11 protein-coding genes are annotated in these 16,129 nt (G+C 71.6%); 10 read left to right on the top strand and 1 reads right to left on the bottom strand.

The annotated features are described in order from the left end of the window. The first annotated feature begins 1 nt into the window (after position 1). From ACYVHQ_RS09500 to csrA, 8 genes are all read left to right on the top strand, one after another. On the top strand, positions 2 to 574 hold the full coding sequence (locus ACYVHQ_RS09500; RefSeq protein WP_460512394.1) for a FliO/MopB family protein: 573 nt from the start codon (positions 2 to 4) through the stop codon (positions 572 to 574). Then, positions 571 to 1,563, top strand: a complete 993-nt coding sequence (fliP, locus tag ACYVHQ_RS09495; protein ID WP_460512392.1) for a flagellar type III secretion system pore protein FliP — start codon at positions 571 to 573, stop codon at positions 1,561 to 1,563. The genes ACYVHQ_RS09500 and fliP overlap by 4 nt, the downstream gene beginning before the upstream one ends. Continuing rightward, complete coding sequence (fliQ, locus tag ACYVHQ_RS09490; protein WP_460512390.1) at positions 1,563 to 1,838, top strand: flagellar biosynthesis protein FliQ; 276 nt, start codon at positions 1,563 to 1,565, stop codon at positions 1,836 to 1,838. The genes fliP and fliQ overlap by 1 nt, the downstream gene beginning before the upstream one ends. A 7-nt stretch (positions 1,839 to 1,845) precedes the next feature. Further along, positions 1,846 to 2,604: a flagellar biosynthetic protein FliR gene (locus tag ACYVHQ_RS09485; protein ID WP_460512388.1), complete on the top strand. Its 759-nt coding sequence runs from the start codon at positions 1,846 to 1,848 to the stop codon at positions 2,602 to 2,604. Positions 2,605 to 2,607: 3 nt separating this feature from the next. Then, positions 2,608 to 3,873 (top strand): EscU/YscU/HrcU family type III secretion system export apparatus switch protein, encoded by a 1,266-nt coding sequence (locus ACYVHQ_RS09480; protein ID WP_460512386.1) that lies wholly within the window; start codon positions 2,608 to 2,610, stop codon positions 3,871 to 3,873. Further along, a complete protein-coding gene (locus ACYVHQ_RS09475; protein WP_460512384.1) occupies positions 3,873 to 5,921 on the top strand; it encodes a flagellar biosynthesis protein FlhA in 2,049 nt (682 codons plus the stop codon). The genes ACYVHQ_RS09480 and ACYVHQ_RS09475 overlap by 1 nt, the downstream gene beginning before the upstream one ends. Continuing rightward, positions 5,896 to 6,969 (top strand): hypothetical protein, encoded by a 1,074-nt coding sequence (locus tag ACYVHQ_RS09470; protein ID WP_460512382.1) that lies wholly within the window; start codon positions 5,896 to 5,898, stop codon positions 6,967 to 6,969. The genes ACYVHQ_RS09475 and ACYVHQ_RS09470 overlap by 26 nt, the downstream gene beginning before the upstream one ends. A 64-nt stretch (positions 6,970 to 7,033) precedes the next feature. After that, complete coding sequence (csrA, locus tag ACYVHQ_RS09465) at positions 7,034 to 7,309, top strand: carbon storage regulator CsrA (RefSeq protein ID WP_460512381.1); 276 nt, start codon at positions 7,034 to 7,036, stop codon at positions 7,307 to 7,309. Between the two features lie 39 nt (positions 7,310 to 7,348). Here csrA and ACYVHQ_RS09460 read toward each other — a convergent pair whose 3' ends face one another. Continuing rightward, complete coding sequence (locus ACYVHQ_RS09460; protein WP_460512379.1) at positions 7,349 to 8,203, bottom strand: spermidine synthase; 855 nt, start codon at positions 8,201 to 8,203, stop codon at positions 7,349 to 7,351. Between the two features lie 324 nt (positions 8,204 to 8,527). On the opposite strand from ACYVHQ_RS09460, the gene rpoB reads away from it, so the two are divergent. Together rpoB and ACYVHQ_RS09450 are read left to right on the top strand one after the other, a co-directional pair. Beyond that, a complete protein-coding gene (gene rpoB / locus ACYVHQ_RS09455; protein ID WP_460512378.1) occupies positions 8,528 to 12,019 on the top strand; it encodes a DNA-directed RNA polymerase subunit beta in 3,492 nt (1,163 codons plus the stop codon). Between the two features lie 65 nt (positions 12,020 to 12,084). After that, positions 12,085 to 15,966, top strand: a complete 3,882-nt coding sequence (locus tag ACYVHQ_RS09450) for a DNA-directed RNA polymerase subunit beta' (protein ID WP_460512376.1) — start codon at positions 12,085 to 12,087, stop codon at positions 15,964 to 15,966. Positions 15,967 to 16,129: the final 163 nt, after the last annotated feature.

The raw sequence follows: 16,129 nt of genomic DNA, 5'->3' as shown, positions 1-16,129 counted from the left end.
GATGGAGACCGTCGCCCTCGCGCTGCGCGTCGCCCTCTCCCTGGGCGTCGTGCTGGCCCTGCTCTGGGTGCTGCAGAAGCGCGTCGCCCGCGGCCGGGGCGGCCTGCTCGGCACCCGCCGTGCGAGCACGGTCACGGTCGTGGCGCGCCAGGGCGTCGGCGCGAAGGCCAGCGTGGTCGTGGTCGACGTCGAGGGCGAGCGCCTCGTGCTGGGCGTCACCGACGGCGGCATCTCCGTCCTCTCGTCCGCCGAGGCCCCGCAGGCGGCGCCCGAGCCGGCACCGTTGACCCCGGTCGCCCGGCTGGTCCCGGCCGAGCCGCGCGGCGAGGCCTTCGCCCAGGTCCTCGCCGAGCAGGCGCAGCCCGCGCCCGCCGGTGCCGTCGAGGCCCTGCCGCTGCGCCCTCGCGGCGCCGCTCGGCGGACGACCGGCGGCGTCGCCGGCACGCCCTCCGACGGCGCCGTCCCTGCCCGCCGCGCCCCGGGCCGCACCGCCCAGGCGCTCGACGGCTCGATCCTCTCGCCCGAGACGTGGCGGCAGGCCGCGACCGTGCTCCGCTCCCGGCGCCTCGGATGACCCGCGCCGCCCTCACCGGCACGCTGCGCGCCGACGTGCGCGTGCTGCCGGCGCTCCCCGGTGCGCTGCGGCGCGGTCGTGCGCTGCGCGTCGCGGCGACCCTGCTGCTGCTGGCGGTGAGCGTCGCGGCCCTGCTGCTGCTCGGCGGCACGGGCGCGGACGCCGCGCCGGTCGACCCGTCGGCACCGGCGGCGCCCACGGCCCCCGTCGACCCGTCAGGAGGCACGGGCACCGGCTCGACGTCGGGCTCGGTCCCCGGCACGGGCGAGGGCACGGGCGGCGACCGGTCCGACCTCACGGGCGACGGCACGACCACCGGCGGCGTGGACATCGACCTCGTCGGCCCCGACGGCGCCCCCTCGGCGGCGATCACGACGCTGCTCGGCATCACGCTGCTCAGCGTGGCCCCCGCGCTGCTGCTCATGATGACGTCGTTCACGAAGATCTTCGTCGTGCTGGCGATGACGCGGAACGCGCTCGCGCTGCCGTCGATCCCGCCGAACCAGGTCCTCGCGGGCCTGGCGCTGTTCCTCAGCCTGTTCGTGATGGCACCGATCCTGGCGAACGTCAACACCGACGCCGTGCAGCCCTACCTGGCCGGTCAGCTGGACTTCCAGCAGGCCGTCGACGCGGGCGCCGCCCCGCTGCGCGAGTTCATGCTCGCCCACACGCGCGAGGAGGACATCGCGCTGATGACCCGCGCCGCCGACCGGCCGAACCCCGCGGACGCGGGCGACGTCCCGATGACGACCCTCATCCCGTCGTTCATGATCAGCGAGCTGCGCGCGGCGTTCATCATCGGCTTCGTCGTCTTCATCCCGTTCCTCGTCATCGACCTCGTGGTCAGCGCCGCGCTCATGTCGATGGGCATGATGATGCTGCCGCCGGTGATGATCTCGCTGCCGTTCAAGATCCTGCTGTTCGTCCTCGTCGACGGGTGGGGCCTCATCATCACGTCGCTCATCGAGAGCTACCGGGTGGGTGCCTGATGGACTCCAACGCCGTCCTCGACCTGTCGATGCAGGCGCTCGTCGTCACCGGCAAGGTGGCCGCGCCCGTGCTGATCACGTCGCTCGTGGTCGGCTTCGCCATCTCCCTGCTGCAGTCGATCACGCAGATCCAGGAGGTCACGCTCTCGTTCGTGCCGAAGGCGGTCGCGGTCGCGATCGCCCTGGTCGTCTGCGGGCACTGGATGATCGCCGAGATGGTGTCGTTCACGCACGTCGCCTTCGACCGCATCCCGCAGATGCTCAGCGGTGGCTGAGGCGCGCGTGTCGTTCTCCGTGGACCAGTCCTGGCTCGAGGCCGTCATGCTCGCCGGCGTGCGCATGGTCGCGTTCCTCGTCGTCGCGCCGCCGTTCTCGTACCGGGCCTTCCCGGCGCGGGTGAAGGCGATGCTCGGCGTCGGCCTGGCCCTGGCGGTGGCGCCGCGCGTCGCCGAGGGCTACGAGTCCCTCCCGACGGGGCCGTTCGTCGTCTCGCTCGTGCTCGAGGTCGTGGTCGGCGCCCTGCTGGGGTTCCTCGTGCTCGTCGTGTTCGCCGCGGTGCAGTCCGCGGGCAGCCTCATCGACCTCTTCGGCGGCTTCACGCTCGCGCAGGCCTTCGACCCGCAGTCCATGGTCAACGGCGCCCAGTTCACGCGCCTCTTCCAGATGACGGCCCTCGCGCTCCTCTTCGCGACGGGCGGGTACCAGCTCATCATCGGCGGCCTGACGCGCTCGTTCGAGGCGTTCCCGCTGGGGCTCGGCCTCGACCTCACGCACCCCGTCGAGGTGCTGACGGGCCTGGTCAGCCAGATGTTCCTCGCGACCGTGCAGATCGCCGGGCCGCTCTGCGTCGTGCTGTTCCTCGCCGACGTGGGCCTGGGCCTCCTGACCCGCGTCGCCCCGGCGCTGAACGCCTACGCCATGGGCTTCCCGCTGAAGATCCTCATGACGGTCATGCTGGCCGGCGGCACGCTGCTCGCCCTGCCGGGGGTGGTCGCCGCGCTCACGGGCGACGCCGCCGACGCCCTGATGGGGGTGAGGTGACCCGTGTCCGACAGCGGTGAGCGCACCGAGGCGGCGACCGACAAGCGCATGAAGGAGGTCCGCTCCAAGGGCCAGCTGTCGCGCTCGCAGGACCTCAGCGCCTGGGTGGGCGTCGGCGCGGCCGCGCTCATGGCGCCCGTCACGATCGAGCGCGCCTCGGCGGCCGGCACCGACCAGCTGTTCTCGATCCGGGCGCTGGTGCGCCACCCCGACGCCGAGGCCGCCGTGCAGGCGCTCGTCGACGCGGCCGGGTCGATGGCCGTGTCGCTCGGCCCGCTCTTCGCGGTGACCGGCGTGGCCGTGCTCGCGACGGCCGTCGCCCAGGGCGGCGTGCACGTCAAGCGCATGACGGGCAACTACGAGCAGTTCGACCTGGTCAAGGGGCTCGGCCGCGTCTTCGGCGGCCAGGCCCTCTGGAACGGCGCGAAGTCGCTGCTCAAGACCGCCGTCGTCGGGCTGGTGCTCGTCGCGGCCGTGCAGGGCCTCGTGCCGTTGCTGCGCAGCGGCGGCGGGCTGAGCGTGTCCGCCCTGCTGGGCGAGGCGACCGGCGGCGTGGTCGTGCTGCTGCAGGCGGCCGTCGCGGCGGGCCTGGTGCTCGCCGTCGCCGACGTGTTCGTCGTGCAGCGCCGCAACCGCAAGCGCACCCGCATGACGAAGAAGGAGGTGCGCGACGAGCACAAGAGCAGCGAGGGCGACCCGATGCTCAAGGGCCAGCGCCGCAGCCGCCAGCTCGCCATGAGCCAGGGTCGCATGATGGGCGCGGTCGGCGACGCCGACGTCGTGCTCGTCAACCCCACCGACTACGCGGTCGCGATCGCCTACGAGCCCGGCCGGTCCGCGCCCCGCGTGGTCGCGAAGGGCGCCGGCGCGGTCGCGGCGCGCATCCGCGAGCGCGCGCAGGAGGCCCGGGTCCCGCTGGTGCAGGACGTCCCGCTGGCCCGCGCCCTGCACGCCTCCTGCGGCCTCGGCGAGGAGATCCCCGTCGAGCTCTACACGCCCGTCGCCCGCGTGCTCACCTTCGTGATGGCGCTGCAGGCGCGGGGCGCCGCCCCGGGCACGCACGTGCCGCCGCGCTCCACCACGCCCGACGAGGTCGCCGGCGTGCTCGCCCCGGGCTCGCTCGCCGCCGACGCGGTGCCCCGCAGGCTGCGTCCGCCGCGGACCGGGCGGTCGTCCTCCGCCGGCGGCCCGCCCACCGGCCCGCCGGCCGCCCCGCCGCCCCCCGCCTCCCGTCCCGCCCCCCGACCCGCCGCCTCCGGAGCCCCGTGATGAAGAACCTGCCCAAGCTCGCCGTCCCGCTCGGGATCGTCGGCATCGTCATGCTGCTCGTCGTGCCGGTGCCCGCCGGGCTGCTCGACGTGCTCATCATCGTCAACCTGCTGCTCGCGCTCGTGATCCTGCTGACGACGCTGTTCGTCCGCAAGCCCCTCGACTTCTCCGTGTTCCCGTCGCTGCTGCTCGTCGCGACGCTCTTCCGGCTCGGGCTCAACGTCGCCTCGACGCGCCTCGTGCTGGGCGAGGGCTTCGCCGGGCACGTCATCGAGGCCTTCGGGCAGGTCGCGGTGAGCGGGTCGATCATCATCGGCGCCGTGGTGTTCCTGATCCTCGTCGTGATCCAGTTCGTCGTGGTCACGAAGGGCGCCGAGCGCGTCGCCGAGGTGGGCGCCCGCTTCACCCTCGACGCCATGCCCGGCAAGCAGATGGCCATCGACGCCGACCTCAACGCGGGGCTCATCACCGACGAGCAGGCCAAGGAGCGCCGCGCGGCGGTCAGCGCCGAGGCGGACTTCTACGGGGCGATGGACGGCGCCTCGAAGTTCGTCAAGGGCGACGCGATCGCGGGCATCATCATCATCATCGTCAACCTCATCGGCGGCATCGCGATGGGCGTGCTGCAGCGCGGCATGGAGGTCGGCGAGGCCCTCAGCACGTACGGCCTGCTCACCATCGGCGACGGCCTCGTCACGCAGATGCCCGCGCTGCTCATGGCGGTCTCGACGGGCATGATCGTCACCCGGTCGGGCTCCGAGAACGACATGGGCACCTCGGCGACCCAGCAGCTGTCGCAGTCGCGCACCGCGATCGTCATCGCGGGCGTCGCGGCCCTGGCGATGGCCGTGATCCCCGGCATGCCGGTGCTGCCGTTCCTCGTCGTGGGGGCGGGCCTCCTGCTGGTCGGCCAGCGCATCGGGGCGCGGGCGAAGCGCGAGGCCGCCGAGGCGGAGGCCCGCGCCGCGACCGAGGCCGTCGCACCGTCGAGCGACAGCACCGACGACCTGCTCGAGCAGATGCGGGTGCACGCCCTCGAGATCCTGCTCGCGCCCGACCTGGTCGACATGGTCACGGGCGCGAGCGACGACCTGCTCGGCCGCGTGCGCGCGCTGCGCCGCAAGGTCGCCGTCGAGCTCGGCGTGGTCGTGCCGCCCGTGCGCACGCGCGACAGCGTCGAGCTGCCGCCGTCGACGTACTCGATCCGCATCGCGGGCGTCGAGGCGGGCCACGGCCAGGCCCCGCCCCGCTCGGTGCTCGCGCTCGGCGACCAGCTCGACGCGCTGCCCGGCACCGCCACCGTCGAGCCCGTCTTCGGCCTGGCCGGCAAGTGGGTGCCCACCGAGCTGCGGCACACCGCCGAGATGACCGGCGCGACCGTGGTCGACCGGGTCTCGGTGCTCGTCACGCACCTGTCGTCGATCATCGGCGACAACGCCGCGCGACTGCTCACGCGGGAGGACGTCAAGGTGCTCACCGAGGGCGTCAAGCAGACGAACCCGGCCGCGGTCGAGGAGCTCGTGCCCGGGCTGCTGTCGCTCGCCGAGCTGCAGCGCGTGCTGCAGGGCCTGCTCGTCGAGCAGGTCGCGATCAACGACCTGGGGCGCATCTGCGAGGGCCTGACCCTGCAGGCGAAGGCGTCGACCGACCCGGAGGGCCTCGTCGAGGCCGCCCGGTCGGCGCTCGGCCCGGCCGTCGCCGCCAAGCACCTCGACGGCGGCGTGCTGCGGGTCATCATGATCGACCCCGGCCTCGAGCAGTCGATGCTCGAGGGGCTGCGGCCGAGCGACCAGGGCACGCAGATCCTGCTCGACGGCCACCGCGTCGAGCAGGTGCTCGGCTCGCTGCGCGACGCGGTCGCCACGGTCGAGGCCCAGGGCCTCGCCGCGGTGCTCGTCTGCGCCCCCGCCCTCCGCCCCGCGATCCGCCGCCTGGTGTCGGCGCAGCAGGGCGGCCTGCCCGTGCTGTCGTACCAGGAGGCGTCCGTCGTGGGCTCCACCATCGAGACCGTGGGAGTGGTCCGTGCCGCCGACTCGCTCACTGCTTAGCGGGCCGTCGCTCGAGGGGCTGCGCACGCGCGCGACCCGCGAGCTCGGTCCGGGTGCCCGCATCGTCAGCGCCCAGAAGGTGACGGTCGGCGGCGTCGCCGGCCTCTTCGCGCGCAGCCACTACGAGGTGGTCGTCGAGGTGCCCGACGAACCCGTCGCGCGCGTCACGATCACGCCGTCGAGCCGGTCGGGCATCGCCGCGCTGCTCGCCGACGCCGAGGAGGCCGAGGAGGAGCTGCAGCGCCGCGACCTGCCCGACGTCGACGACACCCGTCGGGCGATCCGCCGGACCTGGTCGGTGGCCCGGGACGGCGAGGCGGAGCCCTTCGGAGCGCCCGGCAGCCACCCCGAGCCCGGGGCCCCCGACGACGTGCCCCCTCCGGCCGTCGCCCCGGTCGACCCTCCCGCGTCGGCGCCGCCGGGCGGACGCCGTGGCGCCCGCGTCGTGCGCGACGACGCCTTCGCCTCGGTGATGGACGACCTCGCCTTCAACGGCCTGGTCCGCGGGCCCGCCCCGGTCGCGCGCCGGGGTGCGGCCCCCTCGCCCGCGCCCCGGACGGCAGGAGGCGCGCCCGCCCCCGCCGCGCCCGGCCCGACCGACGAGGCGGTCGCGCCCGGCGCCTCCGGCCCCCTCGTCGCGCCGCCCGTGGCGCGTGCCCCCGGCGACCTCGTGGTCGTCGTCGGACGCGCCGCGGACGCCTTCGCCGTGGCCGCCTCGATGACCTCGGCGCACGGCCTCCGCAGCGTGGACGTCGACGACCGCCGCAGCGCGATCCTCGCGCGGGCGACGGGGGTGCACGAGGGGGCGGCGGTGGTCACGGCCCTCGCCTGGTCGTCGTCGACGGTCGACGTGCTCGCCGCCGTCCAGCCCGACCAGGTGTGGGTGGCGGTCGACGTGGGGCGCAAGCACGAGGACACCGCGGCGTGGGTCGACGTGGTCCGCCGCGTGGTGCCGGTCGCCGCGGCCGTCGTCGTCGGCGCCACCGAGACGGCCACGCCCGGCACCGTGCACCTGCTCGGACTGCCCGTGGGACGACCCTTCGGGTGACCGTGGACCACCTCGACGACGCGAGGACCGCCGGGCGGCGCGTCCGGGTCACTAGGCTGGGCGGATGCTGGTCCTGACGCGCAAGGTAGGGGAACGCATCCTCATCGGCGACGACATCGTGGTGACGGTGCTCGACGCCCGTGGCGACGGCGTGCGCATCGGCATCGACGCCCCGCGCGGCATCACGATCCAGCGCGAGGAGGTCGTGCGGGCGGTCACCGAGGCCAACGTCGAGGCGACCCGTGCCCCCGCTGACGCCGAGGAGCGCCTCCGTGCCGCGCTCGGCGGCCTGGGTCGGGGCGCCGCAGCGGCGCCGGCGCCCGCCCCCGACGAGCGCTGACCCGCACCGCGGGCTGGTCCCGGCGCCACGGCGTGCTCCTCAGCGCGCCCCGAACACGCTCCGCGACGGCTCCGGGGACGGCACGGCCGTCGCGTCCGTGACGACCGGCGCGCCCGCGACGAAGTCGCGCAGCTCGCGCCCGTGCACGACCTTGGCGGGCATCGGGTCGGCCGAGTAGCGCCGCGGCATGTCGGCGACGGGGAGCGCCGAGGGCGAGGCGACGAGCACGACGTTGCCGAACCTCCTGCCCTTGAGGGTCGACGGGTCGGCGACGGCGACCACGTGCTCGAACACGCTCAACAGCGTCGAGGCCTGCCCGCGCGCGAAGGCGAGGCCGGCCCCGTCGGCGCTGTTGACGACGAGCACGCCGGTGGGGGAGAGGAACTCGGCGGCCGCCGAGTAGAACTCGAGGCTCGTCACGTGCGCAGGGATCCGCGAGCCGCCGAAGACGTCGACGACGAGCAGGTCGACGGTGCCGCGCAGGCCCTGCGGCAGCCGCTCCATCACCTCGCGGGCGTCGCCGTAGCGCACCCGGATCGACGCGCCCCGCGGCAGCGGCAGGCGCTCGCGGACGAGGGCGACGAGGTCGGCCTCGAGCTCGACGACCTGCTGGCGCGAGCCCGGCCGGGTCGCCTCGACGTAGCGGGGCAGCGTGAGGGCGCCGGCGCCCAGGTGCAGGGCGGTCACCGGCCCGGGCGGCAGCAGGTCGATCGCGTGGCCGATGCGCCGGACGTACTCGAACGCCAGGTGCGCGGGGTCGTCGAGGTCGACGTGGGACTGGGGCGTGCCGTCGACGACGAGCGTGTACGAGCCGGGCCGATGGCGGTCCTCGTCGATGCGGGCGAGGCCCGCGCCGAGCACGATCTCGGAGGGGTCGTCGGGTGCGTGGGCCATGGGCCAAGCCTGGCACGCCGGTCCCAGGAGGCGCGCCTCGCGGTTATACCGGAGGTCGCGGTCGAGGTCAACGACAGGGCTTGCCAGGCGTGTCCGGGGCGACCTAGTATGGACCCTTGCGCTCCCGTGCGTCCGCTCGTCATATCTCGGTCGGCGACGCACCACCGGGACCAGCCTCCGAATATCGCGGCGGAGGCCGGCACCTCACCCTCGTCCCTCGGCACGCCTGGCGTGCGTCCGGGCCGACGGTGCACCGGGAGGGCCGTCCACACCCACCTACTGTCCGACAGTGATGACCCGACGGGGTCCACGGAGGTTACTTCCTTGGCTGCTGCGAACACCGCATCCACCAACTCACCCCAGAACGGCCGTGGCGCCTCGCGCCTCTCGTTCGCCAAGATCACCGACACCCTCACGGTCCCCGACCTCCTGGCGCTGCAGACGGAGAGCTTCGACTGGCTCGTCGGCAACGACGTCTGGAAGGAGCGCCTCGCCGAGGCGACCGCCCAGGGGCGCACCGACCTGGCCCTCGCCTCGGGCCTGGAGGAGATCTTCGAGGAGATCTCGCCGATCGAGGACCTCGGCGAGACGATGCAGCTGTCGTTCACGGCCCCCGAGCTCGAAGAGCCGAAGTACACCATCGACGAGTGCAAGGAGCGCGGCAAGACCTACGCGGCGCCCCTCTACGTCAACGCCGAGTTCATGAACCACCTCACGGGTGAGATCAAGACGCAGACGGTCTTCATGGGCGACTTCCCGCTCATGACCGAGCGCGGCACGTTCATCATCAACGGCACCGAGCGCGTCGTCGTGTCGCAGCTGGTCCGCAGCCCCGGCGTCTACTTCGAGCGTGCCTCCGACAAGACGAGCGACAAGGACATCTACTCCGCCCGCGTGATCCCCTCGCGCGGCGCCTGGCTCGAGTTCGAGATCGACAAGCGCGACCAGGTGGGCGTGCGCATCGACCGCAAGCGCAAGCAGAGCGTCACGGTCTTCCTCAAGGCCCTCGGCCTCACGAGCGAGGACATCCTCGAGCAGTTCAAGGGCTTCGCGTCGATCGAGGCGACCCTCGAGAAGGACGCCATCCTCACCAAGGACGAGGCCCTCAAGGACATCTACCGCAAGCTGCGCCCGGGCGAGCAGGTCGCCGCCGAGGCCGCGCGTGCGCTGCTCGACAACTTCTACTTCAACCCGAAGCGCTACGACCTCGCCAAGGTGGGCCGTTACAAGATCGACCGCAAGCTCGGCATCGACGCGCCGCTCACCGACTCGGTGCTGACGGTCGACGACATCGTCGCGACGATCAAGTACCTGGTGTCGCTGCACGCCGAGGCGAAGACGATGGACGGCGTCCGCGACGGCCAGCCCGTCCAGCTCCGCCTCGACGTCGACGACATCGACCACTTCGGCAACCGTCGCATCCGCGCGGTCGGCGAGCTGATCCAGAACCAGGTCCGCACCGGCCTGTCGCGCATGGAGCGCGTCGTCCGCGAGCGCATGACCACCCAGGACATCGAGGCGATCACGCCGCAGACCCTGATCAACGTGCGACCCGTCGTCGCCGCGATCAAGGAGTTCTTCGGCACCTCGCAGCTCTCGCAGTTCATGGACCAGAACAACCCGCTCTCGGGCCTGACGCACAAGCGTCGCCTCTCGGCGCTCGGCCCCGGCGGCCTGAGCCGTGAGCGCGCCGGCGTCGAGGTCCGTGACGTCCACCCGTCGCACTACGGCCGCATGTGCCCGATCGAGACCCCCGAGGGCCCGAACATCGGCCTGATCGGCTCGCTCGCGTCCTTCGCGCGCATCAACTCGTTCGGCTTCATCGAGACCCCGTACCGTCGCGTCGACGGTGGCAAGGTCTCGACGACCATCGACTACCTCACCGCCTCCGAGGAGGACGACTTCGTCGTCGCCCAGGCGAACGCCCCGCTCGACGACGACTTCGCCTTCGTCGACGCCAAGGTGCTCGTCCGCAAGAAGGGCGGGGAGGTCGAGCTCGTCGACAAGGACGAGGTCGACTACATGGACGTCTCGCCGCGCCAGATGGTGTCGGTCGCGACCTCGCTCATCCCGTTCCTCGAGCACGACGACGCGAACCGCGCCCTCATGGGTGCGAACATGCAGCGCCAGGCGGTCCCGCTGGTCCGCAGCGAGAGCCCGCTCGTCGGCACCGGCATGGAGGGCTACACCGCCATCGACGCCGGCGACGTCATCACCGCCGACGGTGCCGGCGTGGTCTCCGAGGTCTCGGCCGACATGGTCACGGTCCAGCTCGACGAGGGCGGCACGCGCGAGTACTACCTGCGCAAGTTCGACCGCTCGAACCAGGGCGCCAGCTACAACCACCGCGTGATCGTCGACGCCGGTCAGCGCATCGAGGTCGGCGAGGTCATCGCCGACGGCCCGGCGACCGAGAACGGCGAGCTCGCGCTCGGCAAGAACCTCCTCGTCGCGTTCATGCCGTGGGAGGGCTACAACTACGAGGACGCGATGATCCTGTCGCAGAACCTCGTCAAGGACGACACGCTCTCCTCGATCCACATCGAGGAGTACGAGGTCGACGCCCGCGACACGAAGCTCGGCAAGGAGGAGATCACGCGTGACCTCCCCAACGTCAGCCCCGACCTGCTGGCCGACCTCGACGAGCGCGGCATCATCCGCATCGGCGCCGAGGTCCGTCCCGGCGACATCCTCGTCGGCAAGGTCACGCCCAAGGGCGAGACCGAGCTGAGCGCCGAGGAGCGCCTGCTCCGCGCGATCTTCAACGAGAAGAGCCGCGAGGTGCGCGACACGTCCCTCAAGGTGCCCCACGGCGAGCAGGGCACGATCATCGGCGTCAAGGTGTTCGACGCGCAGGACGGCGACGACGAGCTCGGCTCGGGCGTCAACCAGCGCGTGGTCGTGTTCATCGCCCAGAAGCGCAAGATCACCGCGGGCGACAAGCTCGCCGGTCGTCACGGCAACAAGGGCGTCATCTCGACGATCCTCCCCGTCGAGGACATGCCCTTCCTCGCCGACGGCACGCCCGTCGACATCATCCTCAACCCGCTCGGCGTGCCCGGCCGCATGAACTTCGGCCAGGTGCTCGAGATCCACCTCGGGTGGATCGCGTCGCAGGGCTGGAACGTCGAGGGCGTCCAGGAGTGGGCGAAGAACCTGCCGCCCGAGGCCCTGAGCGCGGCTCCCGGCACGAAGGTCGCCACGCCGGTGTTCGACGGTGCGGCCGAGCGCGAGATCGAGGGCCTCCTCGACTCGACGCTGCCGACCCGTGACGGCGAGCGCCTCATCGGCTCGTCCGGCAAGGCGCAGCTGTTCGACGGTCGCTCCGGCGAGCCGTTCCCGCAGCCCGTGTCGGTCGGCTACATGTACATCCTCAAGCTGCACCACCTGGTCGACGACAAGATCCACGCGCGCTCGACCGGCCCGTACTCGATGATCACGCAGCAGCCGCTGGGTGGCAAGGCGCAGTTCGGTGGTCAGCGCTTCGGTGAGATGGAGGTGTGGGCCCTCGAGGCCTACGGCGCCGCGTACGCCCTCCAGGAGCTCCTCACGATCAAGTCCGACGACATCCTCGGCCGCGTCAAGGTGTACGAGGCGATCGTCAAGGGCGAGAACATCCAGGAGCCCGGCATCCCCGAGAGCTTCAAGGTCCTCATCAAGGAGATGCAGTCGCTCTGCCTGAACGTCGAGGTCCTCTCGGCCGATGGGCAGACCGTGAGCCTGCGCGACACGGACGACGAGGTCTTCCGTGCCGCCGAAGAGCTCGGCATCAACATCTCCTCGCGCTTCGAGTCGTCGAACATCGACGAGATCTGAGCTCACCGGCCGGGTCACCGCCCGGCACCCACGACTCTGTCGACACTTTCCACAAAGGATGAACATTGCTCGAAGCAACAACTTTCGATGAGCTGCGGATCGGCCTCGCGACGGCCGACAACATCCGTGCCTGGTCGCACGGTGAGGTCAAGAAGCCGGAGACCATCAACTACCGCACGCTGAAGCCCGAGAAGGACGGCCTCTTCGGAGAGCAGATCTTCGGCCCGTCGCGCGACTGGGAGTGCGCCTGCGGCAAGTACAAGCGCGTCCGCTTCAAGGGCATCGTCTGCGAGCGCTGCGGCGTCGAGGTCACGAAGTCGTCGGTGCGCCGTGAGCGCATGGGCCACATCGAGCTCGCCGCCCCGGTCACGCACATCTGGTACTTCAAGGGCGTCCCCTCGCGCCTCGGCTACCTGCTCGACATGGCGCCGAAGGACCTCGAGAAGGTCATCTACTTCGCCGCCTACATGGTCATCTCGATCGACGAGGAGGGCCGTCACGCCGACATGCCCGGCCTCGAGAACGAGCTGCGCCTCGAGATCAAGACCCTCGAGGGCCAGCGCGACCAGCGCATCGCCGACCGCCTCCAGAAGCTCGAGGACGACCTCGCGGCCCTCGAGGCCGAGGGTGCCAAGAGCGACCAGAAGCGCCGCACCAAGGACGGCGCCGAGAAGGAGATGTCGCAGCTGCGCAAGTCCTTCGACGAGGACATCTCGCGCCTCGAGCGCGTGTGGGAGGACTTCCGCACGCTGAAGGTCGGCGACCTCAAGCCCGAGGACGCCGTCTTCCACGAGCTGCAGGACCGCTTCGGCATCTACTTCGAGGCCCACATGGGCGCCGAGGCGATCAAGAAGCGCCTCGAGGCCTTCGACCTCACGGCCGAGGCCGAGACGCTGCACCTGCAGATCGCCGAGGGCAAGGGTCAGAAGAAGATCCGCGCCATCAAGCGCCTGCGCGTCGTCAGCTCGTTCCTCGCGACCGGCAACTCGCCGGCCGCGATGGTCCTCGACGTCGTCCCGGTCATCCCGCCGGAGCTGCGCCCGATGGTGCAGCTCGACGGTGGCCGTTTCGCGACCAGCGACCTGAACGACCTGTACCGCCGCGTGATCAACCGCAACAACCGCCTCCGCCGCCTGCTCGACCTCGGTGCCCCCGAGATCATCGTGAACAACGAGAAGCGCATGCTCCAGGAGGCCGTGGACGCCCTCTTCGACAACGGTCGTCGTGGTCGTCCGGTCACCGGCACGGGCAACCGCGCCCTGAAGTCCCTGAGCGACATGCTCAAGGGAAAGCAGGGTCGCTTCCGCCAGAACCTGCTCGGCAAGCGCGTCGACTACTCGGGCCGTTCGGTCATCATCGTCGGCCCGACGCTCAAGCTGCACCAGTGCGGCCTGCCGAAGCAGATGGCGCTCGAGCTGTTCAAGCCGTTCGTCATCAAGCGCCTCATCGACCTGTCGCACGCGCAGAACATCAAGAGCGCCAAGCGCATGGTCGAGCGTTCGCGCCCGCAGGTGTGGGACGTCCTGGAAGAGATCATCCGCGAGCGCCCCGTCCTGCTGAACCGTGCGCCCACGCTGCACCGCCTGGGCATCCAGGCCTTCGAGCCCCAGCTCGTCGAGGGCAAGGCCATCCAGCTGCACCCGCTCGTCTGCGCCGCCTTCAACGCGGACTTCGACGGCGACCAGATGGCCGTGCACCTGCCCCTGTCGGTCGAGGCCCAGGCCGAGGCGCGCATCCTGATGCTCGCCTCGAACAACATCCTCAAGCCGTCCGACGGCCGCCCGGTGACCCTGCCCGCACAGGACATGATCATCGGCCTGCACTACCTCACGACGGTCACCCCCGGTGCCGTCGGCGAGGGCCGTGCCTTCTCGTCGGTGGCCGAGGCGATCCTGGCCTACGACCAGCACACGCTCGACCTCAACGCGGTCGCCAAGATCCGCATGAACGGCGTGCACTTCGCCGAGGGCGAGGCGCCCGAGGGCTACGTGCTCGGCGACGACGTGCTCGTCGAGACCACGCTGGGCCGTGCGCTGTTCAACGAGAACCTGCCCGCGGACTACCCGTTCGTGCAGCAGGTCACCGACAAGGGCGTGCTCTCCGCGATCGTCAACGACCTCGCCGAGCGCTACCCCAAGGTGGCGGTCGCCGCGGCGCTCGACAACATCAAGGACGCCGGTTTCTACTGGGCCTCGCGCTCGGGCGTCACCGTCGCCCTCTCGGACGTCCTCACGCCTCCGCGCAAGCCGGAGATCGTGGCGGGCTACGAGAAGCAGGCCGCCGCGGTGCAGGGCGAGTTCGACAAGGGCCTCATCAGCGACGCCGAGCGTCGTGCGGACCTGATCAAGATCTGGACGGAGGCCACGAACGAGGTCGCCGCCGAGATGCGGTCGAACTTCCCGGTCGACAACACGATCAACCGCATGGTCACCTCCGGTGCCCGAGGCAACTGGCTGCAGGTGCGCAACATCGCCGGCATGCGAGGCCTGGTGAACAACCCGAAGGGCGACATCATCCCCCGCCCGATCATCTCGTCGTACCGCGAGGGCCTCTCGGTGGCCGAGTACTTCATCGCGACGCACGGTGCCCGCAAGGGCCTGGCCGACACGGCCCTCCGTACGGCCGACTCGGGGTACCTGACGCGTCGTCTCGTCGACGTCTCGCAGGACGTCATCATCCGTGAGGACGACTGCGGCACCTCGCGCGGCCTGGAGCTGCCCATCGCGGCCCCCGACGCCGACGGCGTCATGGTCCGCGACGCGACCGTCGAGAACACGGTCTACGCCCGCACCCTGGCCTCCGAGGCGACGAACGCCGCGGGCGAGGTCCTGGCCGAGGGCGGCGACGACGTGGGCGACGTGCTCATCGACAAGCTGGTCGCCGGTGGCGTCGAGAGCATCAAGGTGCGCTCGGTCCTCACCTGCGAGGCCGCGGTCGGCGTCTGCGCGAAGTGCTACGGCCGTTCGCTGGCCACGGGCAACCTCGTCGACATCGGAGAGGCCGTCGGCATCATCGCGGCCCAGTCGATCGGCGAGCCCGGCACGCAGCTCACGATGCGCACCTTCCACACCGGTGGCTCGGCCTCGGCCGACGACATCACGCAGGGCCTGCCCCGCGTGACGGAGCTCTTCGAGGCCCGCACCCCCAAGGGTGCGTCGCCGATCGCCGACCTCGCCGGTCGCGTGAACATCGAGGACACCGACAAGGCGCGCCGCGTGATCCTCACGCCCGACAACGGCGACGAGCCGATCATCTACCCGGTGCTCAAGCGCTCGACCCTCCTCATCGAGGACGGTCAGCACGTCGAGCTCGGTGAGCAGATCATCGCCGGTGCGGTCGACCCGAAGGAGGTCCTGCGGGTCAAGGGCGTGCGCGCCGTGCAGCAGCACCTCGTCGGCGGCGTCCAGGACGTCTACCGCTCGCAGGGCGTGCCGATCCACGACAAGCACATCGAGGTCATCGTGCGGCAGATGCTGCGCAAGGTCACCGTCGTCGACCACGCCGACACCGACCTGCTCCCCGGTGAGCTCGTCGACCGGTCGCGCTACAACGAGATCAACCGCGCGGCGCTCACCGAGGGCAAGAAGACGGCCTCGGCCCGCCAGGAGGTCATGGGCATCACCAAGGCCTCCCTGGCGACCGAGTCGTGGCTCTCGGCCGCGTCCTTCCAGGAGACGACCCGCGTGCTCACGCAGGCCGCCATGGAGGGCAAGAGCGACCCGCTGGTCGGCCTCAAGGAGAACGTCATCATCGGAAAGCTGATCCCGGCCGGTACGGGCCTGTCCCGCTACCGCAACGTGTCGGTCGAGGCCACGGAGGAGGCGAAGGCGGAGCGGTACCCCAACCGCGTCTTCACCGACGACGCGTCCTTCACCGAGGCGGACCTCAGCTTCGTCGACTTCGACTCGTTCTCGTCGGACGACTTCACGCCCGGCACCTACAACTGAGGCCCAGGAGGTGCGGGGCGACCCGCACCTCCTGGTCCCCGCCCCGGAGGCCCCGTCCCGCGCAGCAGCGCGGGGCGGGGCCTCCGTCGTTCCCGCACCGCTCGCCGCGACGACGGGAGGCCCGCCCCGCGCTGCGTGCGCGGGACGGGCCTCCGGGTGGTGC

The sequence above is a fragment of the Frigoribacterium salinisoli genome (assembly GCF_054781095.1).
This window is presented reverse-complemented; position numbering and strand designations above follow the sequence as displayed.

Coding starts and splice junctions, on each gene's coding strand:
- ACYVHQ_RS09500 (WP_460512394.1), top strand. CDS start 2: ATGGAGACCGTCGCCCTCGCGCTGCGCGTCGCCCTCTCCCTGGGCGTC.
- csrA (WP_460512381.1), top strand. CDS start 7,034: ATGCTGGTCCTGACGCGCAAGGTAGGGGAACGCATCCTCATCGGCGAC.
- fliP (WP_460512392.1), top strand. CDS start 571: ATGACCCGCGCCGCCCTCACCGGCACGCTGCGCGCCGACGTGCGCGTG.
- fliQ (WP_460512390.1), top strand. CDS start 1,563: ATGGACTCCAACGCCGTCCTCGACCTGTCGATGCAGGCGCTCGTCGTC.
- ACYVHQ_RS09460 (WP_460512379.1), bottom strand. CDS start 8,203: ATGGCCCACGCACCCGACGACCCCTCCGAGATCGTGCTCGGCGCGGGC.
- ACYVHQ_RS09475 (WP_460512384.1), top strand. CDS start 3,873: ATGAAGAACCTGCCCAAGCTCGCCGTCCCGCTCGGGATCGTCGGCATC.